Origin of the sequence: Albidovulum sediminis (assembly GCF_025380365.1) — a bacterium.
GTDB lineage: Bacteria > Pseudomonadota > Alphaproteobacteria > Rhodobacterales > Rhodobacteraceae > Albidovulum > Albidovulum sediminis.
This window is the reverse complement of record NZ_JAOCQF010000003.1, coordinates 466,290-490,577: the sequence shown is the minus strand read 5'-3', so window position 1 is coordinate 490,577 and position 24,288 is coordinate 466,290. Positions and strand designations below refer to the sequence as shown.

Annotated in this window: 25 protein-coding genes; 12 read left to right on the top strand and 13 right to left on the bottom strand. The window is 66.7% G+C overall.

Annotated features, from left to right (window positions below):
- Window positions 1-50 precede the first annotated feature (50 nt).
- The 5 genes from N5I32_RS17330 to N5I32_RS17310 are packed head-to-tail and all read left to right on the top strand — an operon-like array spanning window position 51 to window position 3,605.
- Entirely contained in the window at window positions 51-650 is a 600-nt protein-coding gene (locus N5I32_RS17330) for a Maf family protein (RefSeq protein WP_261497167.1), read from the top strand.
- On the top strand, window positions 647-1,486 hold the full coding sequence (locus tag N5I32_RS17325; RefSeq protein ID WP_261497166.1) for a shikimate dehydrogenase: 840 nt from the start codon (window positions 647-649) through the stop codon (window positions 1,484-1,486). The genes N5I32_RS17330 and N5I32_RS17325 overlap by 4 nt, the downstream gene beginning before the upstream one ends.
- Window positions 1,483-2,085 carry a dephospho-CoA kinase gene (coaE, locus tag N5I32_RS17320; RefSeq protein WP_261497165.1) on the top strand — a complete coding sequence of 201 codons (603 nt, stop codon included), beginning with the start codon at window positions 1,483-1,485 and terminating at the stop codon, window positions 2,083-2,085. The genes N5I32_RS17325 and coaE overlap by 4 nt, the downstream gene beginning before the upstream one ends.
- A complete protein-coding gene (gene dnaQ, locus N5I32_RS17315) occupies window positions 2,078-2,773 on the top strand; it encodes a DNA polymerase III subunit epsilon (RefSeq protein ID WP_261497164.1) in 696 nt (231 codons plus the stop codon). Before coaE ends, dnaQ begins: the two co-directional genes overlap by 8 nt.
- A complete protein-coding gene (locus N5I32_RS17310; RefSeq protein ID WP_261497163.1) occupies window positions 2,745-3,605 on the top strand; it encodes a YihY/virulence factor BrkB family protein in 861 nt (286 codons plus the stop codon). Before dnaQ ends, N5I32_RS17310 begins: the two co-directional genes overlap by 29 nt.
- On the opposite strand, the gene N5I32_RS17305 is transcribed toward N5I32_RS17310, so the two are convergent.
- From N5I32_RS17305 to N5I32_RS17285, 5 genes are all read right to left on the bottom strand, one after another.
- Window positions 3,599-7,114 carry a translocation/assembly module TamB domain-containing protein gene (locus tag N5I32_RS17305; RefSeq protein ID WP_261497162.1) on the bottom strand — a complete coding sequence of 1,172 codons (3,516 nt, stop codon included), beginning with the start codon at window positions 7,112-7,114 and terminating at the stop codon, window positions 3,599-3,601. The genes N5I32_RS17310 and N5I32_RS17305 overlap by 7 nt on opposite strands.
- Window positions 7,114-8,901: an autotransporter assembly complex protein TamA gene (locus N5I32_RS17300; RefSeq protein WP_261497161.1), complete on the bottom strand. Its 1,788-nt coding sequence runs from the start codon at window positions 8,899-8,901 to the stop codon at window positions 7,114-7,116. Before N5I32_RS17300 ends, N5I32_RS17305 begins: the two co-directional genes overlap by 1 nt.
- Before the next feature lie 129 nt (window positions 8,902-9,030).
- Window positions 9,031-10,065 (bottom strand): ABC transporter substrate-binding protein, encoded by a 1,035-nt coding sequence (locus tag N5I32_RS17295; RefSeq protein WP_261497160.1) that lies wholly within the window; start codon window positions 10,063-10,065, stop codon window positions 9,031-9,033.
- Complete coding sequence (locus N5I32_RS17290) at window positions 10,035-11,396, bottom strand: sensor histidine kinase (RefSeq protein ID WP_261497159.1); 1,362 nt, start codon at window positions 11,394-11,396, stop codon at window positions 10,035-10,037. Before N5I32_RS17290 ends, N5I32_RS17295 begins: the two co-directional genes overlap by 31 nt.
- An 11-nt stretch (window positions 11,397-11,407) precedes the next feature.
- Window positions 11,408-12,073: a response regulator transcription factor gene (locus tag N5I32_RS17285; RefSeq protein ID WP_261497158.1), complete on the bottom strand. Its 666-nt coding sequence runs from the start codon at window positions 12,071-12,073 to the stop codon at window positions 11,408-11,410.
- A gap of 117 nt (window positions 12,074-12,190) precedes the next feature.
- Here N5I32_RS17285 and N5I32_RS17280 point away from each other — a divergent pair, with 117 nt between their 5' ends.
- The 5 genes from N5I32_RS17280 to N5I32_RS17260 are packed head-to-tail and all read left to right on the top strand — an operon-like array spanning window position 12,191 to window position 16,783.
- Window positions 12,191-13,159 (top strand): Bug family tripartite tricarboxylate transporter substrate binding protein, encoded by a 969-nt coding sequence (locus tag N5I32_RS17280; RefSeq protein ID WP_261497157.1) that lies wholly within the window; start codon window positions 12,191-12,193, stop codon window positions 13,157-13,159.
- Window positions 13,159-13,599, top strand: a complete 441-nt coding sequence (locus N5I32_RS17275) for a tripartite tricarboxylate transporter TctB family protein (RefSeq protein ID WP_261497156.1) — start codon at window positions 13,159-13,161, stop codon at window positions 13,597-13,599. Before N5I32_RS17280 ends, N5I32_RS17275 begins: the two co-directional genes overlap by 1 nt.
- Window positions 13,600-13,610: 11 nt before the next feature.
- Window positions 13,611-15,128: a tripartite tricarboxylate transporter permease gene (locus N5I32_RS17270; protein WP_261497155.1), complete on the top strand. Its 1,518-nt coding sequence runs from the start codon at window positions 13,611-13,613 to the stop codon at window positions 15,126-15,128.
- A 1-nt stretch (window position 15,129) separates the two neighbouring features.
- Window positions 15,130-16,488 carry an acyclic terpene utilization AtuA family protein gene (locus N5I32_RS17265; RefSeq protein ID WP_261497154.1) on the top strand — a complete coding sequence of 453 codons (1,359 nt, stop codon included), beginning with the start codon at window positions 15,130-15,132 and terminating at the stop codon, window positions 16,486-16,488.
- The gene (locus N5I32_RS17260) at window positions 16,481-16,783 is read left to right on the top strand and encodes a DUF4387 family protein (protein WP_261497153.1); all 303 of its coding nucleotides are present in this window, start codon (window positions 16,481-16,483) and stop codon (window positions 16,781-16,783) included. The genes N5I32_RS17265 and N5I32_RS17260 overlap by 8 nt, the downstream gene beginning before the upstream one ends.
- Window positions 16,784-16,786: 3 nt before the next feature.
- On the opposite strand, the gene idi is transcribed toward N5I32_RS17260, so the two are convergent.
- The 3 genes from idi to N5I32_RS17245 are packed head-to-tail and all read right to left on the bottom strand — an operon-like array spanning window position 16,787 to window position 18,377.
- On the bottom strand, window positions 16,787-17,323 hold the full coding sequence (gene idi, locus N5I32_RS17255; RefSeq protein ID WP_439648214.1) for an isopentenyl-diphosphate Delta-isomerase: 537 nt from the start codon (window positions 17,321-17,323) through the stop codon (window positions 16,787-16,789).
- A gap of 10 nt (window positions 17,324-17,333) precedes the next feature.
- Window positions 17,334-17,840, bottom strand: coding sequence for a protein-export chaperone SecB (secB, locus tag N5I32_RS17250; protein WP_261497152.1), 507 nt, complete (start codon window positions 17,838-17,840; stop codon window positions 17,334-17,336).
- Window positions 17,841-17,900: 60 nt separating this feature from the next.
- On the bottom strand, window positions 17,901-18,377 hold the full coding sequence (locus N5I32_RS17245; protein ID WP_261497151.1) for an FxsA family protein: 477 nt from the start codon (window positions 18,375-18,377) through the stop codon (window positions 17,901-17,903).
- 108 nt (window positions 18,378-18,485) lie between these two features.
- Here N5I32_RS17245 and N5I32_RS17240 point away from each other — a divergent pair, with 108 nt between their 5' ends.
- Both N5I32_RS17240 and N5I32_RS17235 read left to right on the top strand, forming a co-directional pair.
- Window positions 18,486-19,151, top strand: a complete 666-nt coding sequence (locus N5I32_RS17240) for a Tim44/TimA family putative adaptor protein (RefSeq protein WP_261497150.1) — start codon at window positions 18,486-18,488, stop codon at window positions 19,149-19,151.
- A 35-nt stretch (window positions 19,152-19,186) separates the two neighbouring features.
- Window positions 19,187-19,777 (top strand): Smr/MutS family protein, encoded by a 591-nt coding sequence (locus N5I32_RS17235; RefSeq protein WP_261497149.1) that lies wholly within the window; start codon window positions 19,187-19,189, stop codon window positions 19,775-19,777.
- Here N5I32_RS17235 and N5I32_RS17230 read toward each other — a convergent pair whose 3' ends face one another.
- From N5I32_RS17230 to trxA, 5 genes are all read right to left on the bottom strand, one after another.
- The gene (locus N5I32_RS17230) at window positions 19,778-20,893 is read right to left on the bottom strand and encodes an alpha/beta hydrolase (RefSeq protein ID WP_261497148.1); all 1,116 of its coding nucleotides are present in this window, start codon (window positions 20,891-20,893) and stop codon (window positions 19,778-19,780) included. It lies immediately after the preceding gene.
- Between the two features lie 22 nt (window positions 20,894-20,915).
- Complete coding sequence (gene hslU / locus N5I32_RS17225; protein WP_261497147.1) at window positions 20,916-22,214, bottom strand: ATP-dependent protease ATPase subunit HslU; 1,299 nt, start codon at window positions 22,212-22,214, stop codon at window positions 20,916-20,918.
- Window positions 22,211-23,302, bottom strand: a complete 1,092-nt coding sequence (locus tag N5I32_RS17220; RefSeq protein ID WP_261497146.1) for a hypothetical protein — start codon at window positions 23,300-23,302, stop codon at window positions 22,211-22,213. Before N5I32_RS17220 ends, hslU begins: the two co-directional genes overlap by 4 nt.
- Complete coding sequence (gene hslV / locus N5I32_RS17215) at window positions 23,295-23,852, bottom strand: ATP-dependent protease subunit HslV (protein WP_261497145.1); 558 nt, start codon at window positions 23,850-23,852, stop codon at window positions 23,295-23,297. Before hslV ends, N5I32_RS17220 begins: the two co-directional genes overlap by 8 nt.
- A gap of 112 nt (window positions 23,853-23,964) precedes the next feature.
- Window positions 23,965-24,285 carry a thioredoxin gene (gene trxA, locus N5I32_RS17210; protein WP_261497144.1) on the bottom strand — a complete coding sequence of 107 codons (321 nt, stop codon included), beginning with the start codon at window positions 24,283-24,285 and terminating at the stop codon, window positions 23,965-23,967.
- Window positions 24,286-24,288 lie beyond the last annotated feature (3 nt).

Sequence of the window (24,288 nt, the reverse complement as noted above, 5' to 3'; positions counted from 1 at the left end):
TCGAAAGTCCCCAGCCTCCGCAACCGATCATCCCGAGACCTGTCCACAGCATGAAACCAGATCTCGTTCTCGCTTCCGGTTCCGCGATCCGCGCGACACTGCTGAGGAACGCCGGGTTGAACATTGACCTGGAATTCCCGCGCGTCGATGAGGAGGCGATCCGCGCCGCCCTTCTGGCTGAAGGGGCCGGGCCGCGCGATATTGCCGATGCCCTCGCAGAGGCGAAGGCGGCAAAGGTTTCCGCGCGCAGACCGGGGGCGATGGTCCTTGGTGCCGATCAGATCCTGGAACTGGACGGCAGGATCTTCTCCAAGCCCGAAAGCCGGGATGAGGCGCGCGCGCAACTGGTCGCGCTCCGCGGGAAAACCCACCGGCTCCTGTCCGCCGCCGTCGTCTACCGAGATGGCGAACCGCTCTGGCGGCACGTCGGCCAGGTGCGCCTGACCATGCGCCCGTTTTCGGAGGCCTATCTTGAGGACTATCTGGCGCGGAACTGGGACAGCGTGCGTCACAGCGTCGGCGCCTACAAGCTGGAGGAAGAGGGCGTGCGCCTGATGGCGCGCATCGAGGGGGATTTCTTCAACGTGCTTGGTCTTCCGCTGCTCGAACTCTTGACGTGGCTTTCGGTTCGGGGCGACATCGCAGCATGACCGACCATCCGCGCATCCCGCTCGCCGGCGTCATCGGGTCCCCGATCGCGCATTCGAAATCCCCCGTGCTTCACGGCCACTGGCTCCGGACCTACGGCATTGCGGGCTACTACATTCCGATGGATGTGGCCCAGGCAGACCTGAAGGAGGTTCTGCACGCCCTTCCCAAGGCCGGGTTTGTCGGTGTCAACGTGACGATTCCCCACAAGGAAAGCGTTCTCGCGCTGGCTGACATCGTGACCGACCGCGCTGCACTGATCGGGGCCGCGAACACCCTGATCTTCCGGTCGGACGGAAAGATTCACGCCGACAACACCGACGGGCACGGTTTCATCGCCAACCTTCGGCAAAACGCGCCCGACTGGCGCCCGGGTTCGGGCCCCGCCGCCGTGATCGGCGCGGGTGGTGCTGCGCGTGCCGTCGTCACGGCACTTCTTGACGCAGGCGCGCCGGAAGTGCGCATCGCAAACAGGACGCGCGCGCGCGCAGACGCGCTCCGATCCGAGTTCGGGGCGCGTGTCGCGGTTTACGACTGGGTCCAGGCCGGCAACATGATGGAGGATGCGGCGACCGTCGTGAACACCTCTTCTCTCGGGATGGTGGGCAAGCCGGATCTGCGCGTGCCTCTGGACGCCTTGTCGGCGAAGGCCGTCGTCAACGACCTGGTCTACACGCCCCTGCGAACCGGATTTCTGGAAGCGGCGGCCGAAATCGGCTGCACCACCGTGGACGGGCTCGGGATGCTTCTGCATCAGGCCGCGCCCGGCTTCGAACGATGGTTCGGGAAGCGGCCCGAGGTCGACCAGAAAACCCGCGATGCAGTCCTGAACGCATGAGCCGACCGATCATCTTGGGCCTGACCGGGTCCATCGGCATGGGCAAGTCGACGACCGCCGAAATGTTTCGCCAGGAAGGCGTGCCGGTCTGGGATGCCGACGCTGCGGTGCACCGCCTTTACGCCCGCGGCGGAAAGGCTGTTCCCGCGATATTCGCACTGCACCCGCCGGCGATCGTCGACGGCGCTGTTGACCGGGCACGGCTGAAGGACTGGATCGCCGCAGATCCCGGCGCCCTTCGCCGGATCGAGGCAGTCGTGCACCCGCTTGTCGTCGCCGACCGGCGGGCGTTTCTCGACGAAGCCACGCGGGATGGCGCGCGGATCGTCGTACTCGACATCCCGCTTCTCTTCGAAACCGGGGCCGACAGCGAGATGGATGCGACAATCGTGGTGTCGGCCCCGGCAGAGGTCCAGCGCGCCCGCGTCCTTGCCCGCCCCGGCATGACCGATGCGCAGCTAGACCTGATCCTCTCGCGACAGATCCCGGACGCGGAAAAGCGCGCGCGCGCCACGCATGTCATCGGAACGGAAACGCTTGATGGTGCCCGCGCCGCCGTGCGAAACCTGATCCGGAGGATCCTGGCAGACCATGCGTGAAATCGTACTGGATACCGAAACCACCGGCTTTGAGCCGGCCGAAGGCCACCGGATCGTGGAGATCGGAGCGGTTGAGCTGTTCAACCATGTGCCGACCGGTCGCAGCTATCACCAGTACATCAACCCCGAACGCTCCATGCCGGCAGAAGCGTTCGAGGTTCATGGCCTCGGCGACGACTTTCTGCGCGACAAGCCGCGCTTCGTGGAAATAGCCATGGGGTTCCTGGAATTCATCGGGTCCGACTCGAGGCTCGTGATTCACAACGCCGCCTTCGACATGAAGTTTCTGAACGCGGAACTGAACTGGGCCGGCCACACCATCATCGCAGGCGAACGGGCGCTTGATACCGTCGCCCTTGCACGGCGCAAGTTTCCCGGTTCGCCCGCATCGCTCGACGCGCTCTGCCGGCGTTTCGGGATCGACAACTCGGCGCGCGAAAAGCACGGCGCCCTTCTCGACAGCGAGCTTCTGGCCGAAGTCTATCTGGAACTGATCGGTGGGCGACAACCGGATTTCGCGCTCTCGGTGTCCGCGAGCACCTCGGTCGGGCCGCAGGATACCGGCGAATGGCGCCCGTATCCGCGCCCGGTTCCCCTGGCGCCGCGCCTGACGGAGGCGGAGGCAAAGGCGCACTCGGAATTCGTTGCGGGGCTTGGCGATGGCGCGGTCTGGAAGCGCCTCGGGTAAGGCATCCGGCCCGGGTGCAAGGGCGCTGCTGCGTGCCGTCTGGACCGCGACAGGCGACCGGCATTTGTCCCTGATCGCCGCAGGGGTGGCCTTCTACAGCATGCTCGCGATCTTTCCCGGTATGGTGGCCCTGATCGCGTTCTGGAGCGTGTTCGCCGATCCACTTGTGATCGACCTCTACCTTGTCTCGGTGCGCGACCTGATCCCTGCTGCGGCCTACGACCTGATCGAGGGGCAACTTGTCGCCCTGCTTGCCGCCGGTGGTGGCACGACGGGGTGGACGACGGCCTTTTCCCTGCTGATCGCGCTCTATTCCGTTCATTCCGGTGTCGACGCTCTGGTTGCCGGCCTTCACGCCGTCCACGACCGCAAACGGCATCCGGTACTCTGGCGCCTTGTCGGCACCGTGGCGCTGACGGCGGGACTGTTCGCGCTGCTCTTCGCGGCGCTGGCGACGGTCGTTGCCGTGCCGATCCTGCTGAACTTCGTGACCTTCGGGCCGCTGGAAAGCACGATCCTGACGCTGTTGCCCTGGGCAGTCCTGATGCTGGTGGTGATGTCAGCCCTGCTGATCTTCTATCGTTTCGGCCTGCATTCGCCAGGCGTCCGTATCGGTCATGTGCTGCCCGGCGCAGTACTGGCCGCGCTGACATGGGCGGCGGGGTCGGCCGGCTTCTCGGTGTATCTGACCTATTTCGCGAACTACAATCGCGTCTACGGCTCGTTGGGCGCGGTGATCGCGCTCCTCGTGTGGCTCTACATGTCCGCCTATATCGTGCTGTTCGGGGCGGTGGTGAATGCCGAACTGACGCAGGCGCGGCGGCGTCAGTAGTCCTTCTCGAAGAAGATGCCAAGCCCGGTCGACCCCTCCGAATCCACGGTCCCCCGCGCCTTCAGGCCATCGCGGATATCGAGGTTGAGATTGATCTCGGTCTTTCCCTCGCCGTCCAGCGTGATGTCGGTATAGACCTTCTCCGAGACATACTTTCCGGCGCGCAGCGTCGTGCCCCCGGTTTCGTCCGTGGAAACGTCAAGATCGTCCACGCCCAGTGCGGTACGCAGGCGGCCGACGATGCCCTCACCGCCCCTACCTGCAAGGGTGGCCACCGCTGACGCCAGTTGCGCAGCCTGGAATACCGAAAGCGTCTCGACCCCCCGACCGAACAGCAGCTGGGACAACACCTCTTCTTCCGGCAGTTCGGGGGATGAGCTGAAACGGATCTCGGGTGCCGTGGCCGGGCCCTCGATCGTGACCGTCGTGGTTACCTGATCGCCCTGATGGGTGGCCACGAAGCGCACATGCGGCACCAGCGCCCCCCGCATCTCGACCATGCCTTCGGTGATGTTCAGGCGCTTCGTGAGAATATCCAGCCGCCCGCGTACCAGCCGGAACTGGCCGGAAGGCACGATGTTGTCCGTCGTTCCCCCCAGAACGAGCGACCCGCCGAGCTCGGCGTCAAGCCCGCGCCCCCGCACGTAGATCTGTTGCGGGGCGGCGATGCGCAGGTCGATCGCGATGGGCCTGCGCGATCCCCGCGGCGCAGCCTCTGACTGGATCAACCCGGCGCGCGCGCGGCTTGCCCTGACGCGATCCGGCTCCGACCTGTGCACGATATCGGGGATGATGCGGGTGGAGCCGAGACTCGCCGTGCCGACGCGGATGTCTGTCTGGCCCAGTTGGATCGTCCCGGCAATCGACCCGCCTCTGGCGATCGGCCCGGTCAGTCTGAGCGCCCCGCTCGCCTCGGTTTCGAAAAGCTGGGGATCGCGCAGCCTCGCCCGGTCGAGTGTCACTGAAAGATCCGAATCGAGGCCAGGCGCAAGCGAGATCGACCCCTGGACGCCGATGTTGCCGCCATCGCGGAAGCCGCCGGATAGCGAAATCTGCGCATCTGCGCCGGACAGGCTGGCACGCGCAGTCACGCCCTCCGCCGCCATGAACAGTGTCGGGTCCGCGGCCCGGAGGCCCTCTGCCGTAACGGTCCCTGACACGGATGACAGCGCGAGCGGCCCGTTCAGGCGCAGATCGAACGCCAGCGTTCCCGTCACGGCGCGCGGTGCGATGAAACCGTTGGCCACCTCTGCCCGCAGTCGCCCCGTCGCGGCAAGGTCCGCCCGGGACAGATCGGCTGCCAGGTCCCCGGTCAGTTTCGCGTCGATACCGCCGGGGCCGGTTGCGACCAGATCGAGGCGATAGGCCGCTCCGTTCCGTATCGTGCCCGAAACCTGCGTCACGCCCGGAAGTTCGGGGGAAAGAATCGCGGTATCTGACAGTCGGGCCTCGACGGTCAGGGTCTGCGGGTCGGCGTCGGTTGCGCCGACCCGGGCCGACAGCTTCGCGCCTGACAGATCGAGCCGCTCCAGCCTGACCACGCCATCCTGCGCGCTCAGCGCGAAGTCCAAATCGCTCCGACCGGGGAGGAGGCGCGTCAGCGTGGCATTGCCAAGCTGTGGATCGGTCGCGCGAATCGCACCCTCGACCCTGCGGGTGCCCGCCTCTTCCGTCAGCCGCATCTGCCCGCCGACCGCGCCTCCAAGACCCTGGCGCAGGCGACCAAGATCATCGAGCGTCATCTCGAGCGACAGGTCACTCGCCCCAGGCGCGATGCGGCCGGCGAGCGTGGCGGCAAAGCCGTCGGCCCGAAACTCTGCGGATTTCAAGGCGATATCGCCCGTATGACCTGCGGCCTCCGCGCGCAGCGTCGTCGTTCCGGCCAGCAGCCGGTTCACCTCTGCTATGCCAACGCCAAGGTCCGCGGCGGATCCGCCAAGGCTGAGATCGAACCCGCCGCCGGCAAGATCCACCTTTCCGGAAAACGCTACGTCCGCAGCCCCGCTCAGCCCCGCGCCGATCAGTGGCGCGAGCCGTGAAAGGTCGGATGCGCGGATCGCGGCATTGGCATCCAGAGTATCGCCCAGGATGGCCGCGCGACCCGTCAGCCCGTAGTCCTCGCCCGAGAGGACGAGAACCGGAAGTCGAAGTGCGCCGCCCTTCTGCCAGGAAAAGACAACCCGGCCGTCGATCCGTTCGCCCACCGCAGATGCCAGGTCGGGGCCGCCGGCCTGCAACCCCCTGACGGAGAGCGTGACGGTCCCGCCTGCGCGCCCGGGGGCAATCCGACCGGATCCGTCCAGCCTGACGTCGCCCAGCAACAACTCCGCACGGCGGAAGCCGGTCAGGGTGCCGTCCAGAGACCAGCCTTCGTCCTGTGCCGCGTCGAAGGTCATGCGAAGATCGGCGCCGGTCACCGTCGTTTCCGCCCCGGGCATCGGCAGGACAACGGGCGCGGCATCGCTTCCGCTCAGGGAAATTTCCGCCCTGAGCCGCCGGGGCTCGCCACCCGCGCCGATGGCGGCCTCTCCGGACGCGTGCAAGGCGCTTGACTGGAGGTCAAAAGCCGAAAGCTCGATCCGGCCATCAGCGTGGCGGCGACCCTCGGCGGCAAGCCGGGAGCTTTCCCCGAAGAAGCCGTGATACGACGCCGCAAACAGCGGCCGGACATCCCCGGCAAGGTCAAGGCGGACGCGCTGCCCGGCGGCAAGGTCCGCCCCCGTGGCACCGAAGCCGACCTTGCCTGTCAGGCGCGGCGCCCCATCGGTCGACAGCGCGACGTCGGCGGCAAAATCGGTGATCGGACCGGCGCCGTTCAGCGCAAGCAGGATCGACGGATCGCCCGGCAGGCCCACCATCCGGGCCACCAGCCCGCCCTTGCCCTCTGCCGCCAGCAGGTCGATCGCCGCCTGTTTCGTGGCGTTGGAATAACTCGCCCTCAGCGTGAAGTTGCCTGTGGCGCCGCCGTCCGTGCGCTCCGCTTCGAACCGGGCCTCGCCTTGTCCGCCCGAAAGTTCCGCCGCCCCCTCGGCGCGGAACTCCAGCGGTTCTCCAAGAATGTCAGCCCCAAGGGCCACGCGGTCCGCACGCAAAAGCCCGATGCGAAGCGACACAGGCAATTCCGGAAGGGAAAACTCCCCCGTCTCCGTTTCCGCGCCGCCCGCCGCCGGGCCGGTGGAAGGCCCCCTGTCGACCAGGATCGCCTCTGCGGACATCTCGGCAATCTCCACCCGGCCCGACAGCAGCGCGGACCGGTTCCATGAGATTGCGCCGTTGCGGATCGTGAGCCAGATCCCGTCCGAATCCGCGATCGTCAGTTGCGTGAAGGTCGCGCGCGACGACAGGGCTCCGGCAAATCCGTCGATCCGCACCTCGCGCCCGGCACCGGACAGGTTGTCTTCCAGGAAGGTGGTCAGAAACCCCTTGTCCTCGGCCGCTGTCCCGCTGTCTTGCGCAAGCGCCGTCAACGGGCAGAGCGCGATGAGAAGGGAGAGAAGCAGCGCGCGCATCAGAAGGCCTGTCCGATGCCCAGATACAGCTGTACTCCCGATCCGGTATCGCCCGAGACCGGCGCGGCGACGTCCAGACGCAGGGGGCCAAGCCCGGTGTCGTAGCGCAATCCAAGCCCCGCGCCGGAATGCCAGCGGCCGTTGGCGAAGTCTTCCGCGCCGATGAAGCCCGCATCGTAGAAGCCAACAACCGAGATGGTGTCGGTGACACGGGTGCGAATCTCGCCCGACAGGGCGGCGAAGCTTTGCCCGCCGGTCTCGAAGGTCCGTGTGCCGATCGCGCCAGCCGCGCCGAGGGATTGATACGGCTGCCCGCGGACGGTTCCGCCGCCGCCGGAGTAGAACAGATAGTCCGGCGGCGTCTCGGCCAGCGAGGGCCCGAAGACGGCGCCCAGTTGGGCGCGTCCGGCCAGAACGACCCGCTCCCCGCCGCCCAGACGGCGGTAGGCCCTGAAGTCGCCCTTGACCTGCGCGCCCGATCCTGTCGCGTCAAAGCCTAGGAACGGCGTGGCCTCGGCCTTCAGATAGAATCCCTTCGTTGCGTTCAGCCGATCGTCGCGCCGGTCCCATTCCAGAAATGCCGGCAGGGCGACTTGCTTGAAGGTGATGTCCAGATCCAAAACATCGACGCGGGCATAGGTGTATTCCAGCGCGACCTCACCCCTGAGTTCGGAACTGAAGACATGCGCAAGACCCGTCCCGAAGGTCAGCTGGTCGACGGTGAAATCGCCCAGCTCATACCGTTCCGCTTCGGCTGTCAGGAAGAAGGAGGTATCGGCGGTCAGCGTGGCGGGCCGCTCGAGCCGCGCCCCGATGCGATAGTCCGTCGCGTCGGCAACGCCCGCGATATTGGAGATCTCGCCTTCGAGGGTAAGTCTTTCCGCCCCGCCGAACAGGTTGCGGTGCGTCCAGTAGGCCGAAAGCTCGACGCCGTCCGAGCTTGAAATTTCGGCACCGAAGCCGAACCGCCGGGGCGCCTCCTCGACAACCGAAATGGCGATGTCGAGCGTCCCGTCCGGGTTGGGTGCTTCCGCCTCATCGACCGCAACCGATCGAAAGACCCCGGTGCGGCGCAGGCGGTCCGAAACCTCGTCAAGCGCATCGGGATCGAAGACCTCTCCGGATGGAAAGCCCGCAATCTCGTACATGCGATCGGTGCGCGTGCGGTCCTGCCCTCGGATCGTCAGCCGGCCGAAACGCAACTTTGGCCCCGGCTCAAGAAGGATGAGGGAATCGAGGGTCTGAAGCCCATGATCGGCGACGATCGTTTGCCCGGCGAGGGACGCCTTCGCATGGCCGATGGCGCGCCATCCATCGACTCCCGCGTTCGCGGCATCGGCAATCGCCGTCGACAGCGCGGGCTTGGTGTCGGCGTAGGCCGGCGGAAGCCTGGTTCCCCGCGCATAGGGACGCATCCGCGCCGCGCCGAAACGGAACCTCGGGCCAGGCTCGATCCGGATCGCGGCGGCGTCGATCCTGTCGGGAACGTCCAGAGGGGCGATGTCGGCCGCTTCCCGTCCATCTAGAAGGATATGGATCTCACCGCCGTAGTATCCTTGGGCATAAAGCGCGCCGGTCAGCCGGGCATAATCCTCGCGCGCGGCTGCCAGAACCTCCGACGGGTCGCCGCGACCGTCCTCGCGCAGTTGACGCAGCAGCGAGGCCGCCAGAAGATCGTCCCTGAGGCTCTCCTCCGCGCCTGGAGTCAGGAACTCGAGCTGCTCCAGCGCGCCGGCAGGGCCGACGGCCGTCGCCAGAAGCAGCACCGCAAGTGCCGCCCCTGCCATGGGACGCAGTCTGGCTCTACCGTCGCGCAAACATCCCCCCGGACAACTCTCGCGATCATTGCCGCTATCTTGCAAGTTTCGGGGCGGATTGCCAGCACGGGCACCACCCCCGGCGTCATTTCGCCCGCCTCAGTCCTGCGACATGGCCGAAGACCATTCCGCCAGGAACGCCTGCCGTTTCAGCCGGTCGAGATAGACCAGCAGCCCCGCGTCCAGCCGGATCGGGCGAAGGTGCGGGCGGGCGGCAAGGGCTGCCTCGTCTATCGGCGGCAGGCCCGCGCGGTCCCGGATCAGCGCCTGCCCGCGGGTGCTGAGCAGAAAGTCGAGAAAGGCGCCGCCGCCATCCGGGTTTTCCGCATTCGTCGGCACCATGCCTGTGCGCAAGAGCGTCAGGGTGAAGTCCGCGAACTCAACCACAACGCCGTCCGCGTCGGATTCGAGCCGCGGCCCCGCGTAGCTTCCCAGGACGTTGTAGGCCAGCGCCAGGCGCCCCGCCTTGAGGTCCGAGATCATGTCGATGGATGAGATGTAAAGGCGCGGGGACAGCCCCCCGGCCACCTCGGCCAGCCGCCAGAAGCTGTCGGACTGCCGCGCCTCCTGCGTCGCGAACAGATAGCCCGCGCCAGATGCGCGCGGGTCATAGGTGCCGATGCGTCCGCGAAACACATCCGGATGGTCGCGCAGCAACTCGGTCAGGTCGCGCCGCGTCTGCGGGATGGGAAGGCCCCGGAAACCCCGGCGCGAGGCGATGAGAACGACGCTTTCCTGCGCGAAGGCAAAGACACGGTCCTGCCACTTGGCCCAGTCGGGCAGCCGCGCGGTCGCGGCAGAGGCCCAGCTTGCGGCAAAGCCGTCATTGGCAAGCTTCATCTGAAGGTCCATGGCGGAGGAGATCACGAGGTCGAACGCCTGCCCGTCATCGGCCAGTGCCGCATAGACCTCCTGGCTGGAGGCGACGACATAGCGCACCGCAACGTCGGGATTGGCTTCCTGAAACGCCAGGATCGCGGGGCGCAGGACGTCGGTGTCGGTGGTGGAGAGCAGCGAAATGGACTGTGACGAACCGCCGGTCGCCGGAAAGTATTCCTCCTCCTCGATCACAAAGGCCATGGCCGGGCGGATCAGCAGCAGGATCACCGCAAGGGCAGAACCAGTTCGGCGCATGTGCCGCCTCCTTCCCGTTCCTCAAGCCGGAACCTGCCGCCATGAACCTCGGCAACTTCCGCGACGATGGTCAGGCCCAGGCCCGATCCGACGACGTCATCCACATTGTCCCCGCGCGCGAAGCGGCGGGTCAGATCCGACTGGACCTGCCCGGCCAGCCCCCTTCCGCGGTCCCTGACGCGGACGGCGACATCATCGGCGCGCGCCTCCAGCTCAAGGCTGACCTCGGATTCCGGCGGTGAATACTTGATCGCATTGTCGATCAGGTTGCGCAGTGCGCTTTCCAGCAGAAGCCTGTCGCCCTGCACGACCGCAGGGGCGTCTGCGCCCGAAAGCGTCAGTTCCAGATCGCGCAGCTCCGCGGTCGGCGCGTGCGAACGCACCAGGCCCTGCATAAGCCGCGCGAGGTCGACCGGCCCGTCCGCCAGCCGGTCGGAGCGGTAGACGACCGTCGCATGGTCCAGAAGCTGGCCGGCCGATCGGCTGCTTTCCTCCACCGCCCGGATGACGGCGCGCAGGGCCTCGCGCGTTTCGTCCGCCTGGGTCTGGCGCAAGGCGATCTCGGCCCGCGCCCGAACCGTCGCAAGCGGCGTCCGGATATGATGCGCGGCCTCGGCGATGAAGGTTTCCGTCCGGCTGAGCGCACCCCGCAGGCGCGCAATGAACCCGTTGAGCGCGGTGACAAGCGGGCGCAATTCCTCGGGTGAGGGGTGATCGACCGCGCGCAGGTCGTGCGGTCCCCGTCGGCCGACGGCATCCGCCAGGCGATTGATCGGGCCAAGCACGCTGCCGGCCGTCAGCATCGACAAGAGCGCGGCGAGCGCGAAGGCCGCCAGGCCGATGGCCGCTGCGAGGTTCGCCGTCCGCTGGGCGATGGCCTCCTGCCCCTGCCGGGTCTGGCCGACGGCGACGGTGACCAGGATCGGTTCCCGCTTGACCAGCACGGTGCGCGCGGCGACCGCGATGCGCACCGCCACCCCTTCATAGAGGTCCGAGAAAAAGACCGGCTCGACCGAAAGGGTTTCGTACTGCGGCAGCGGCAGGTCCGCGTAACCCGTCAGCGTTTCGCCATTGGCATCGACGCGGTAGAAGATGCGGTCGTCGCTGATGGAGCCCAGGATCGAGAATGCCTCGTAAGGCAGGTCGAGGCTGACTCCGGTTTCTCCGCCCTGAAGTCGTTCGGCGATGGCCAGGGTCGCCGCCCCCAGGACGCCGTCCTGCGTCGCCTCGGCTGCCGAGTTGGCGACCGTCCTGACCGTCAGGTAAAGCAGGATCGCCAGAACGGCGGCGATGCCCAGAAGCTGAAGCACCAGCCGCCGGCGCAGCGACATCGGCGCCTGTCTCACTCCGCCACCAGACGGTAGCCGATTCCGCGAACGGTCTCGATCCGTGCCCCGGAGCCCTCAAGCTTCTTGCGCAGCCGCCCGACATAGACCTCGATCGCGTTGTCCGTGACCGCCTCGGCGTAGGAAAAGAGGCGGTCGCACAGATGCGCCTTCGAGAAGATGCGTTCGGGCGCGGACAGAAGGATCTCCAGCAGTCGCAGTTCCCGGTTGCGAAGTTCCCGCGTTTCCGATCCGACAAGAAGGGTCGCGCTGAGCGGGTTGAACGTCAGCCCGGCAAAGCTGCGCACGGTCTGAAGCGCCCCGCCGCGACGGCGCAGAACGGCGCGGCAGCGCGCCTCCAGTTCTGCGAAATCAAAGGGCTTGGTGACATAATCGTCGGCGCCCAGGTCCAGCACATCGACACGGTCGGACACTGCCGCACGCGCGGTCATCACGATGATCGGCGTGTCGCGCCCCGCCCGACGCTCGGACTTGAGGAAGTCGCGCCCGTCGCCGTCCGGAAGGGAAATGTCCAGCAGGATCAGATCGTAAGCGGCAGCCCGCAGGCAGTCGCGTGCCTCTGCCAGCGACGCCGCCGGGTCGACGGCATGCCCGTCCAGCCGAAGCCGGTCAGCGACCGATCGGCACAGTTCGGGATTGTCCTCGACCAGAAGGAAACGCATGGAACTCCGGTGTGACAGGTTCGTGTCAGCTTTCCCGCGAATCGTGCGTTCCGCAAGGGGAGGGAGCCGCATGACCTGCGGAAACCCGAACCAGCGGAGCATGTCTGGGAGGACAGCATGAAATTTACCCTTCTCAAGGCGCTGGGCACCAGCGCCGTTCTCGCCCTTTCCGCCACGTCGTCGGCCTGGGCTACCGAGTGCATCGCGCCCGCCGACGCGGGCGGCGGATGGGACTTCACCTGCCGCCAGATTGGCAAGCTTCTCTATGATCTGAAGCTGGTCGATCAGCCGGTTCAGGTGACGAACATGGCCGGCGCCGGCGGTGGCGTTGCCTACACCCACATCGTGTCCGACCGGAACGAGGACGCAGACCTGATCGTCGCGGCATCGTCCGCGACAACCACGCGACTTGCGCAGAATGCCTACGCAGGCATGGCGGCGGACCAGGTGCGCTGGGTTGGCGCGATCGGTGGCGATCCCGGCGTGATCGTGGTGGCCAAGGACAGCCCGTTCCAGACCCTGGGCGATCTGGTCGAGGCGATCAAGGCCGACCCGACCTCCGTCACCTTCGCGGGCGGTTCCGCCGCTGGCGGCTTTGACCACCTGAAGCCCCTGATGGTGCTGAAGTCCGCGGGCTTCACGGACTTCGCGCAAGTCAAGTACATCGGCATGGACGGCGGCGCCGAGGCGATCACCCAGACGATCGGCGGCTTCACCCAGGCCATGACCGGCGACATGTCGGAGATCTCGGGCTTCATCAAGTCGGGTGACGTGCGCGCCCTTGCGGTCCTGACCGCCGAACCTGTGCCGGGCTTCGAGGAAATCCCGACCGCCAAGTCGCAAGGCTTCGACGTCGAGGTGGTGAACTGGCGCGGGCTTTACGTGCCCAGGGGCATCTCGGACGACCAGTTCAACGCCTGGGCTGAAAAGCTCCAGACCGTGGCCGACAGTGCCGAGTGGAAGCAGGTCATGGCTGACAACGGCCTTGCGCCCTTCACCAAGGTCGGCGCGGACTTCCAGGGCTGGATCGACCAGGTCATCGCTGACACCACGACCCTCTCGAAAGAGATCGGGGTCATCCAGTGATGGCCAGCGACCGGATCTTCGGTCTGGTCGTGGTCATCGGGGCGCTCGCGTTTTTCGCGGGCGCCCTGGCTATCCAGACCAGCTTCATGTCCGACCCGCTGGGGCCGCGCGTCTTTCCCATCCTGATCTCCGGCGCGTCTCTTCTTTGCGGCCTTGCCATGCTCGCGCGCCCGGATCCTGACCCGGAATGGCCGGCCCGTGCCGCCTGGATGTCGATGAGCGTCGCGCTGGTGGTGCTGGTGGCCTATGCCTATACCATCGTGCCTCTCGGCTTCCTGATCCCGACCGCGATCGCCTCTGCCGCAATCGGCTACCTGATCGAGCCGAAGGCCGTGCAGAGCGCCGTCATGGGCGCCGCGCTTTCCGTCGTCCTGTTCGTCATCTTCAAGTTCGGCCTTGGCCTTGGCCTTTTCGCCTTTCCCCGGGCGCTGATGGGATAGGGAGCTGATTCATGGATACCCTTGCCAACCTCGCGATGGGGTTTGGCGTCGCGCTGACGCCCTACACCCTCTTCCTTGCCTTCTGCGGCTGTTTTCTGGGGACGATCATCGGCGCCTTGCCGGGTCTTGGCCCCTCGAACGGCGTCGCCATCCTGATTCCGCTGGCCTTCGCACTTGGCCTTGACGCCACGCAGGCGCTGGTTCTGCTGACGTCGGTCTACTACGGCACGATGTACGGCGGGCGGATATCCTCGATCCTCCTGAACATTCCAGGCGACGAACCGGCGATGATGACCACGCTCGACGGCTTTCCGATGGCCCGGCAGGGTCGCGCGGGGGATGCGCTGGTAATCTCGGGTGTCGCGTCCTTCACGGGGTCTTTCCTGTCGACCGTGGGCCTTGTCGTCATCGCGCCGATCCTTGCGTCCATCGCCTACCTCTTCGGCCCGGCCGAATACTTCGCGCTCTACCTCCTCGCCTTCGCGACCCTTGGCGGGATGACATCCAACAACCAGGCAAAATCGGCTTTCGCAGCCTGCCTTGGCCTTGGCCTTGCGATGATCGGGCTCGACAATTCCACCGGCCTGCCCCGCTACACCGGCGGCAACCTGCACCTGATGGACGGGATCGACTTCCTGGTGGCCATCGTCGGCCTCTTCGCCATCGCGGAGATCTTCATCTTCATCGAAAGCCATGGGCGCAACAGCGCCATCGGCGTGACGCTGGGCAAGCTGACGATCCCGTGGGGCGACCTGAAGGCCACGTTCGGCACAATGATGCGCTCGACCGGCCTTGGCTTCGTCGCCGGCGTTCTGCCTGGGGCCGGCGCGTCGCTGGGCAGCTTCATGGCCTACATGGCGGAAAAGAGCTATGTCGGCGCGAAGGGCAACTTCGGCAAGGGCGACCCGCGCGGCGTGGCGGCACCCGAAGCCGGCAACAACGCGGCCGCAGGCGGCGCCATGGTGCCGATGCTGACGCTGGGCGTGCCGGGGTCGGGAACCACCGCCGTCATGCTGGCGCTTCTGATGACGCTGAACATTACGCCGGGGCCGCTCCTGTTCAAGGAGCAGCCGGAGATCGTCTGGGGCCTGATCGCCAGCCTGTTCATCGCCAACATCGTGCTTCTGATCATGAACGTGCCGATGGTGAAGCTGTTCGTGAAGATCCTGATGGTGCCAGCCTGGGTGCTGATGCCGATGGTGACGATGGTCAGCTTCGTCGGCATCTTTTCTCTGACCGGCAGCTACTTCGACATGCTCCTGATGATCGCCTTCGGGGTCCTCGGCTACATCCTGCGCAAGCTTGACGTGCCGACGGTGCCGGTGATCCTCGGCATCCTGCTGGGCGGGCAGATGGAGGATGCGCTGCGCCGCGCCATGGTGATATCGAACGGCGACTGGACGTTCCTGTTTTCCACGCCGATTGCCGTGGGGCTTTGGGCCTTCGCCGTGCTCGGCTTCCTGGCGCCAATGTTCCTGCGCAAGATGCTGAAGCGCCCGCCTGTGCCCGACAGCGCGAACGAGGACTGAAATGGTGCGCGTTCTGATCCCGACCGGGGCACTCGGTCTTGCCTACGACCGTGCGGCCCTGGCTCGGGGGGTGGCGAACCGCCCTGACATCATCGCGGTTGACGGGGGGTCCACGGACAGTGGGCCCTCCTACCTCGGGCGCGGCGTGTCGAAGTATTCGCGCGCCACGACAAAGGCGGAATGGCGCGACCTCATGCTCGCTCGTGCCGAAGCTGGCGTGCCACTTGTCATCGGAACCGCAGGAACCTGCGGTGCGGACAGCGCGGTTGACTGGCTTTTCGAGATCACCCGCGAACTGGCTGAGGAACTTGGCCAGAAGGTCAAGGTCGCCCGCCTCTACTCCGGGCAATCGCCAGACACCATCGCTGCCGCGATGCGCGCCGGCAGGGTGACGCCGCTCTCCGGCGCACCCCTGGCCGACGAAGACCTGGTGCGCTCCTGCACCAACATCGTCGCGTTGGCGGGGGTGGAGCAGATCCGCGCCGCGCTGGACACCGGGGCGGACATCGTGATTGCCGGCCGCACGACCGATACCGCGATCATCGCCGCGCTGCCGATCGCGCGAAACTGCGACGCCGGCGGTGCCTGGCACGGCGCCAAGGTGGGGGAATGCGGGGCGCTGGCCACAACAAACCCGGCGTCAGGCGTGATCCAGATCGACTTCGACGAACGGGGCTTCACCCTCGAACCCTTGGGCGCGACGGCCCGCGCGACGCCCTATACCGTCTCGGCCCATATGCTTTACGAGAATACCGACCCCTACATCCTGCACGAACCCGGCGGGCACCTCGACGTTGCCGCGTCGCGCTACATCGCGCTCGACGATCGGCGGGTGCGGGTTGAGGGGTCCGTCTGGGTGCCGGGCCGTTACACGGTGAAGCTGGAGGGCGCGCGGGTCGCGGGGTATCAGGTCGTCAGCCTGACGTTGCTGCGCGACCGCCGCTATGTCGCCAATGCCCGCGCCTGGGCCGAGGATATCGCGCGCCGCTGCCGCGAGGTCGCGGTCGATCGGACCGGCCTTGCAGAGGCGGAGTTCACCATCGAAATGCGCCTTGTCGGACAGGACGCGACGCTGGGCCCGCTCGAAACCGGCCGCACCGTGCCCGTCGAGGTCGGTGTGCTGGCAATCGTCACCGCGCCCACCGAGGCGCAGGCGGTCGAGATCGGGAAGATCCTGAACCCCTACCTCCTGCATCACGCCCTGACCGAAGACGAACCCATGCCCACCTTTGCCTTCCCGTTTTCGCCGGCCGAAATGGCGCGCGGGGCGGGATATGAATTCTGCCTCCATCACGTCATGGCGCTTGACGATCCCATGGCGGCCTTCCGGTTGCAGGTGAGCGAGGTGGGTCATGGCTGAGTTGGGTGCAATCGTCCAGAAGGTGCGATCCAAGAACGCAGGGCCATTCTGGTTGACGGTAGATGTGTTCTGCGGAAGCCGCGAGGTGTTCGCGCGGGTCTCCGGCGCACTGGAAACCGCCCGCGTCGCGGCCCTTTACGGCGTGGCCGAAGCGGATGTGCGCCGGTTCGACATCGCCGATCTGGATGTCGTCAAGTTCTCGTTCCCGCGCCCGACTGTGCAGGGCACCGCCGCCGACCGTGACATGCACGGCGCGGCCTGGGCGGTGCTGCTGGAAGAGATGGAGATCGGCTGACCCTCAGGCGGCTGTGCCGAAGATGCGGTCACGGAACTCGGCCAGGTAGATCTTCAGCCAGGGTGTGAACTCTTGCGGTTCGGCGGCCACCTCGGCCACCAGCGACTCGAGCGTGAGCCAGCGGGTGTCCATCACTTCGTCCGGGTTGGGGGTCACCTGCAGGCCGGCGGGCGCCTCCGCCACGAAGATGTCCACCACCTCATGCTCCGTCATGCCGCCGCCGACGTCGGCGCGGTATTCCACCTGGTCGGCGTGCGTCGGAACCAGCCCGACAACCCCCAACTCCTCGCGCAGGCGCCGCGTCGCGCAGTCGGCCGGCGCCTCGTCCCAATGCGGATGGGTGCAACAGGTGTTCGCCCACAGCCCGGGCGTGTGATACTTGGACAGCGCGCGGCGCTGGATCAGCACGCGCGGACCATCCAGAACGAAGACCGAGACGGCCTTGTGCCGAACGCCCTGCAGGTGAACCTCAAGCTTGTCCATCGGGGCAAGCACGCCGTCTGCCCAGGCAGGGATCCGGTCATGCAGCCCCGAGGACAAGGCGGGCCCGTCAGTTCGCGGGCTGATCGGCGGGCTTCTGGATGGACGCCGCGCGGCGCGCCAGTTCCTGCCGGTAGAGCGCCACGAAATCGACCGTGTCGAGGTTCAGTTGCGGGAAACCGCCATCGGCCGTCACATCGCCGACGATGCGCCGGACGTAAGGGAACAGCATGCGCGGGCATTCGATCATCAGGAACGGATGCATCTGCTCCTCCGGCACGCCCTCGATGTGGAAGATGCCGCCATATTCCAGTTCCAGAAGGAACAGCGGCGCCTTGTCGGAGGCGTTGACCGAGGTGATCTTGAACTTCGTCAGGACCTCGTACTGGTGTTCGACCGACCGCTTGCGCGCATCGAGGCTGACCTGCACCTGGATTTCCGGCTGCACCTGGGTTGCGACGATGCCCTTCTGGACAACGATGTTCTCGAACGACAGGTCGCGGATGAACTGGCCCAGCACCTGCATCTTCAGCTGCGGGGTCGGTTGCGGTGCGGCGCCGTTGGCGGGTTCGGCCATGTCAATCTCCAGGAAAATCCGAATGGGTCGCGGCGGGTTTAGCACCTTGACCCGGCCGCCTCAATGGCGGGTCCAGCCCGAGGGTCCCCGCAAGGGTTGATTTTCCGGGTCGATGACCGAGAATTCGCCGTCGATCACGTCATCAGGCGCGCGCGGCCGGGCCGGGCCTCCTCCGACCGTGAAACGCTCCATCCGCACGTGGCTGGCCAGATATCGCAGCAGCGCGCGCCGGATCGCCGGAACCAGAAGCAGAAGGCCCAGCGTGTCGGTGAAGAAACCCGGCGTGAGAAGCAGGGCCCCGGCCAGAAGGATCAGCGCGCCGTGCGCGATCGGCTCGGTCGGGTCGCCCAGATCGCGGAGCGACCCACGCAACTCCGCCAGCGCCTTGAGGCCCTGCATCCGCACCAGCCAGCTTCCGGCGATTGCGGTGGCCAACACGATGACCAGCGTCCAGCCGATGCCGATCAGGCCACCAACCTTGATGAACAGCCCGATCTCGATCATCGGGATCAGGATGAAGGCGACGAGAAGCCACATGACACGCTCCGACTTTGGCGGGTGCGGTGGACTTGACGGCACCCGTCCCTTACATAGGTGGGAAGTGCGGAAGATACCAACCCGCTGCGCATCGAGGTCCTGAAACGCATGAACGGTTCGATCATTCAGCTGCTCGTACTGGCGGGCATCGCAATCTTTCTCATCCTGCGGCTGAAAAGCGTCCTGGGAACGCGGGACGGTTTCGAAAAACCTTCCGCGCCCGCACCCACACCGCTGCCGGAACGGCGCGGACGGCGTGACTTCGAGGTGATCGAGGGCGGGCCGGACCGCGATATCATCGACCACGCCCCTGAGGGCAGCGATACTGCCCGCGCGCTTGCCGCCATGAAGGAGGTCGAGCCGGGCTTCAACGTCTCCGGATTCCTCCAGGGCGCGCGCGGCGCCTACGAGATGATCCTGATGGCGTTCGAGAAGGGCGATATGGAGTCGGTCCGCCCCTTCCTGTCGCGGGATGTGTTCGAGGCGTTCTCGGGCGCGGTCGCCGCCCGGCGCAACCGCGGACTGACCGTCACCGCCGAGTTCCTGGGCCTGAGGGAACTGGCGCTGGATTCGGCCGAGTTCGACCGCGAAACGCGGGAAGGCGAAATCAGCGTGCGCTTCGTGGGCGAGATTGTTTCGGCGGCACGCGACAGCAGCGGCACCGTGGTCGAGGGCGACCCCAAGCGCGCGCGCAAGCAGCGCGATGTCTGGACCTTCGCGCGCAAGATGGGGGTCAACGACCCGAACTGGCAACTGGTCGCAACCGGCGAGTGATCTCCGCCGACTAACCCCCGAACCGAGCCTCGCCCGTGACCCGCCGCCCCCGCCCGATCAGCCCGGAAGAGCGGGAGCTTTGGCAGAAGGTCGCGCGGACGGCCCACGCCCTGCACCCCGAGCATCCGGTCAAGGCAGAGCCCGCGCCGAAACCCTTCGCGCCCGAGGTGCTGCGGCCACGAACCATTCTGCCTGCCTTCCGGGTCGGAGAGGCGGTGGCGGCGAAGCAAAGGGACGATCTTGCCCCGACGCTTGAAGAGGCGCTGGCACGGCAGACCGTGCGAATGGATAGCGCCGCCTACCGGTCAATGACGCGCGGGCGCCTGAAGCCAGAGGGCAGGATCGACCTGCACGGGATGACGTTGGCCGAGGCCCGGCCGGAGCTTGTCCGCTTCATCCTGAACGCGCATGCCGAGGGGCGGCGCCTTGTCCTGGTCATCACCGGCAAGGGAAAGCGCAAGGACGAACCCGGCCCCATCCCCGCACGGATCGGCGCGCTTCGGCACGAGGTTCCCCACTGGCTCAGCCAGCCGCCGCTCAGGCCGCTCGTGCTCCAGGTCGCGACGGCGCATCTGAAGCATGGTGGTGCCGGGGCGTATTACGTCTATCTGCGCCGCGCGCGCTGATCAGTTGCCAAGGCCGGACATGGCGGCGACCGGCGCCATGATGATCTGCGTGGCGTTGCGAACCGTCACGACAGACCCGGCCAGGAAGCCGATCCGCCCCTCGCCCTCCAGCACACTGCCCGCCGCCGCGACCTGCCCCAGCACCGAGAGGAGTGCCGCCGAATGGGCGGCGTCGAAATGGCCTGTCCCGGTCGAAAAGGCGGTCGTGTCCATCACCGTCACCGCAAGGTCCGCCACCTCTGCCGCGCTGTCGATGTTGCCCAGGCGGTCGCGTTCCCCAGTCAGTCGCGCCGACAGTGCCAGCGCCTTGTCCCGCTTCGAGGTGAATATGAGGAAGGGTTGCGGCAGATCGCCGATGGCGCGGGCCTGCGCATGAAACAGTTCGACGTCGATGTCGGGAGAGAAGAGAATCACACCGGCAATGCTGTCGCGAACCCGGGCGTCCTGCGGCCCCGACATCTGCCGCAGCGTTTCCATCGTCAGAAGCGAACCGATGGAATGCGCCGCGATCACGATCCGGTTGGCACCCGCAGCGGTGACCTCGCGCAGCAGGTCCTCCAGGCCGTCGCGGGCGAACAGAACGCTGTCGCGGTCATAGGCATATCCGAGCGGGTGCGCGCGCGACGGCCAGGAGTAGTGGACAAGCGTCGCGCCGATCTTCAGGTCGTGGCCAAGCTGCGCCAGCCGGTAGGCGCCTTCCGCGAAGGTGGTGTTGAAGCCGTGAACGAACACTATCGCCTCCCGCCGCCCCGCGGGCTGACGGCGAAGGTCCCGCGCGAGTTCCGTCCGGAACGCCCCGGGCCCGGCGAAGACGTCCTGCGCCGTCGCCACGAACTCCTGGCTGAGGTCGGGCGCGCGCCCCTTGGGCGCCCAGTCGATCTCACCGGGCTCGCGTTCAGGCGGAACGGCGACATCCAGACGGACGAAGCGGGTTTCCTCGGTCCGCCCGAAGCCGAAGGGCTCTCCGCTTTCCGGGTCGGGCGCGCGCGTGGTCCCGATGAACACCGTCTCGACCGCACCGGTGCGCGCGGCGGCGGGCTCAATGACCACCGCCCCGCGCGGCGTGCAGCCGGTCAGGAGCGCGACGGTGAGAACGGCGAAGGCGATGCGGTTCATCCGGACCCCCGAAGCGGCCGCCTTAAAGAACATAGCGCGAAAGATCGGCGCTTCTCGACAGATCGCCAAGGTGGCGCTCCACGAATGCCGCGTCGACGGTCACCTGTTCGCCCGCGCGGTCCGGCGCGGTGAAGCTGAGTTCCTCGAACACCCGTTCCATCACTGTGTATAGCCGCCGTGCCCCGATGTTCTCCACGCTCCGGTTGACCTCGGCGGCGATCCGCGCCAGCGCGGCGATGCCGTCGTCGCGGAAGGTCACGGCGACATCCTCGGTTCCCATGAGCGCGGTGTATTGCCGGGTCAGCGCATTGTCGGTCTCGGTCAGGATGCGGACGAAATCCTCTTCCGTCAGCGGGCGCAGTTCCACCCGGATCGGCAAGCGCCCCTGCAATTCCGGCAACAGGTCCGACGGCTTGGCGATGTGGAACGCGCCCGAGGCGATGAAGAGGATGTGGTCGGTCTTGACCGGCCCGTACTTCGTCGAAACGGTCGTCCCCTCGATCAGGGGCAGAAGATCGCGCTGCACGCCCTCGCGGCTGACATCGGCGCCACGGGTTTCGGCGCGGGCGCAGATCTTGTCGATCTCGTCCAGAAAGACGATGCCGTTTTCCTGCACCGCCTCAAGCGCCGCCTGCTTGACCTGTTCATCGTCCAGAAGCTTGTCCGCCTCTTCCGAGATCAGCAGGTCGTAGCTTTCCGCCACCGTCAGGCGTTTGCGTGTCTTGCGCCCGCCGAAGGCCTTCCCGAACAGATCGCCCAGGTTCATCACGCCCATTCCCGGCTGACCGGGCAGTTCGAACGGCATCTGCGGCGCGGCCTCGGCCAGTTCAAGCTCGATGACGGTCGAGTCAAGCTCGCCCTTCTTCAGCCGCGTCCTGAACATCTCCCGCGTCTGTTCGCGGGCGTCCGCACCGGCGATGGCCTCGATCACGCGATCCTCGGCGGCCTTGTGCGCGCGCGCCTTTACCTCGTCGCGCATGCGTTCGCGGGTCTCGATCATCGCCGCGTCGGCAAGGTCGCGGACGATCTGTTCCACATCGCGGCCGACATAGCCGACCTCGGTGAACTTCGTCGCCTCGACCTTCAGGAACGGCGCCTTGGCAAGCTTTGCCAGCCGCCGCGAGATCTCGGTCTTGCCGACGCCGGTCGGGCCGATCATCAGGATGTTCTTGGGATAGACCTCGTCCCGGATGTCGTCGGGCAGTTGCTTGCGCCGCCAGCGGTTGCGCAGCGCTACCGCGACGGCGCGCTTGGCGTCCTTCTGGCCGATGATGAAGCGGTCAAGCTCCGATACGATCTCGCGCGGGGTGAGGCTGGTCATGGCGACTCCGAGTGGGGGGGCAGGCGGTCCTTGCCGGGAAAATCCGGAAGCGCGCGCATCAACCGGCGCCGCAGCGGAATCCACCAGGTGCCGAGCAGAGTGAAGAAAGAGCCAAGAAGGATCAGGATCAGCGCCCAGTCCCGCAGACTGGCCTCGCCCTCTCCGGCGACGGCCCAGTAGATCACGGCGGCGATGTAGACGATCCCCGCCGTCAGGAAGGACCGCCGATCGATCACCAGCGCCACCACGGCAAAGGCCGTCAGGACCAGGACGGTCGGCAGGATGTTCGCGCCGCCGCCGCTGTTCCAGATATTGCCGGCAACCGCGTTCACGAGTGCCCCCGCTGCCAGAAGGTGCAGCCAGAAGGCGGTGGCGGACTGCCGCCCGACGCGATGCGGGTCGCGCAGGTCGAAGGCCATCGCACCGGCAAAGGCGGCGATGCCGAAGACCAGCGACGCCAGGGTTAGGTTGGCGCGCGGAACGAAGCTTTGGGCCCAGCTGTCGATATCCTCGAAATTGCCGCCGGGATTGTACCGGGTGAACAGCGCGTAGGTCGCCATAAGGGCAAAACTGCCGAGGATGAACATCGAGAAGGGCAGTTTGAAGCGGCGATACCACAGCCCCGCGGCAATCGCGGCCGCGGCGGCGGACAGGATCGCGACGGATTTCAGCCCCATGTCCGACTGGCCGAGTACGGTCAGCAAGGAAACGTAGATGCCGCCGGCGTAGGCGCTGGCCAGCACCATCGAGGGCAGGTTCATCCGCCAGCGCAGGGTGAAGAAGCGCGCCATCCACCACGAGATTGCGGCCAGGATCGCGGGAATGACGATCAGTATCCCGACCCCGCCGATCACGCCAAGCAGAAGCGCGATCCCGCCCAGAAGAATGACCAGACCCACGGCCACGAAGATCTCGGCAAAGCCCTTGAAGAACTCGAAGGGCTCGTCTTCCCGCACCCGCCCGGCGATGCGGCCGGCGCGCGCGTCGCTCAGCGCCTTCAGTTCGGCCGCCTGCGCCGAAGTCAGGATGCCCGCCTTGACAGCCGCGCGGATGTCGGCGGGGTCCATGCCTTCGGGTGCCTCAGCCACGGATCCTCTCCACCGTCAGGTTGCCGTTGGTGTAGACGCAGATGTCGGCCGCGATCGCCATCGCCTTGCGGGCAGTCTCCTCTGCCGTCAGGTCGGTTTCCATCAGCCCCCGCGCGGCGGCAAGGGCGAAGTTCCCGCCCGAGCCGATGGCGGCCACGTCATGCTCCGGCTCAAGAACGTCGCCGGCGCCGGTCACGACCAGAAGCGTCACCCCGTCGGTCACGATCAGCATCGCCTCGAGCTTTTGCAGATACTTGTCGGTCCGCCAGTCCTTGGCCAGTTCCACACAGGCGCGGGTCAACTGGCCCGGAGCCGCCTCGAGCTTCTTTTCAAGCCGTTCCAGCAGCGTGAAGGCGTCGGCGGTCGATCCGGCAAAGCCCACGACCACGTCGCGCCCGCCCGGCGACAGCCTGCGGACCTTGCGGGCGGTGCCCTTGATCACGGTTTGGCCGAGACTCACCTGCCCGTCGCCCGCCACCACGACCTCTCCGCCCCTGCGCACGCCCAGGATCGTCGTTCCGTGCCAGCCGGGAAACCTGTCTTCGGCCATCGCGCCCTCCATCCGGTTCACCGCCCTATATGGCGGGCCGGGACGTGCGCCGCAACCGCGACAAACAGAAGGGGCGCCCGAAGGCGCCCCAGTCTTGGAGACGTTCCGGAGATCAGATCGCGGATTCGATCCAGTTCTGAAGCGCGGCCTTGGGCGCGGCGCCGACCTTGTTCGACACCACCTGCCCGTTCTTGAAGAGGAACAGCGCCGGGATCCCGCGCACACCCATCTGGGCGGGCGAATTCGGGTTCTCGTCCACGTTCACCTTGGCGATCTTGACCTTGCCGGCGTATTGCGCCGAAAGCTCTTCGAGCGCGGGGCCGATCTGCTTGCAGGGGCCGCACCATTCGGCCCAGAAGTCGACGACAACCGGGATGTCGGACTGCCGGACCTCGGCATCGAAGGTGGAATCGGTAACGGCGACGGTGGCCATGAT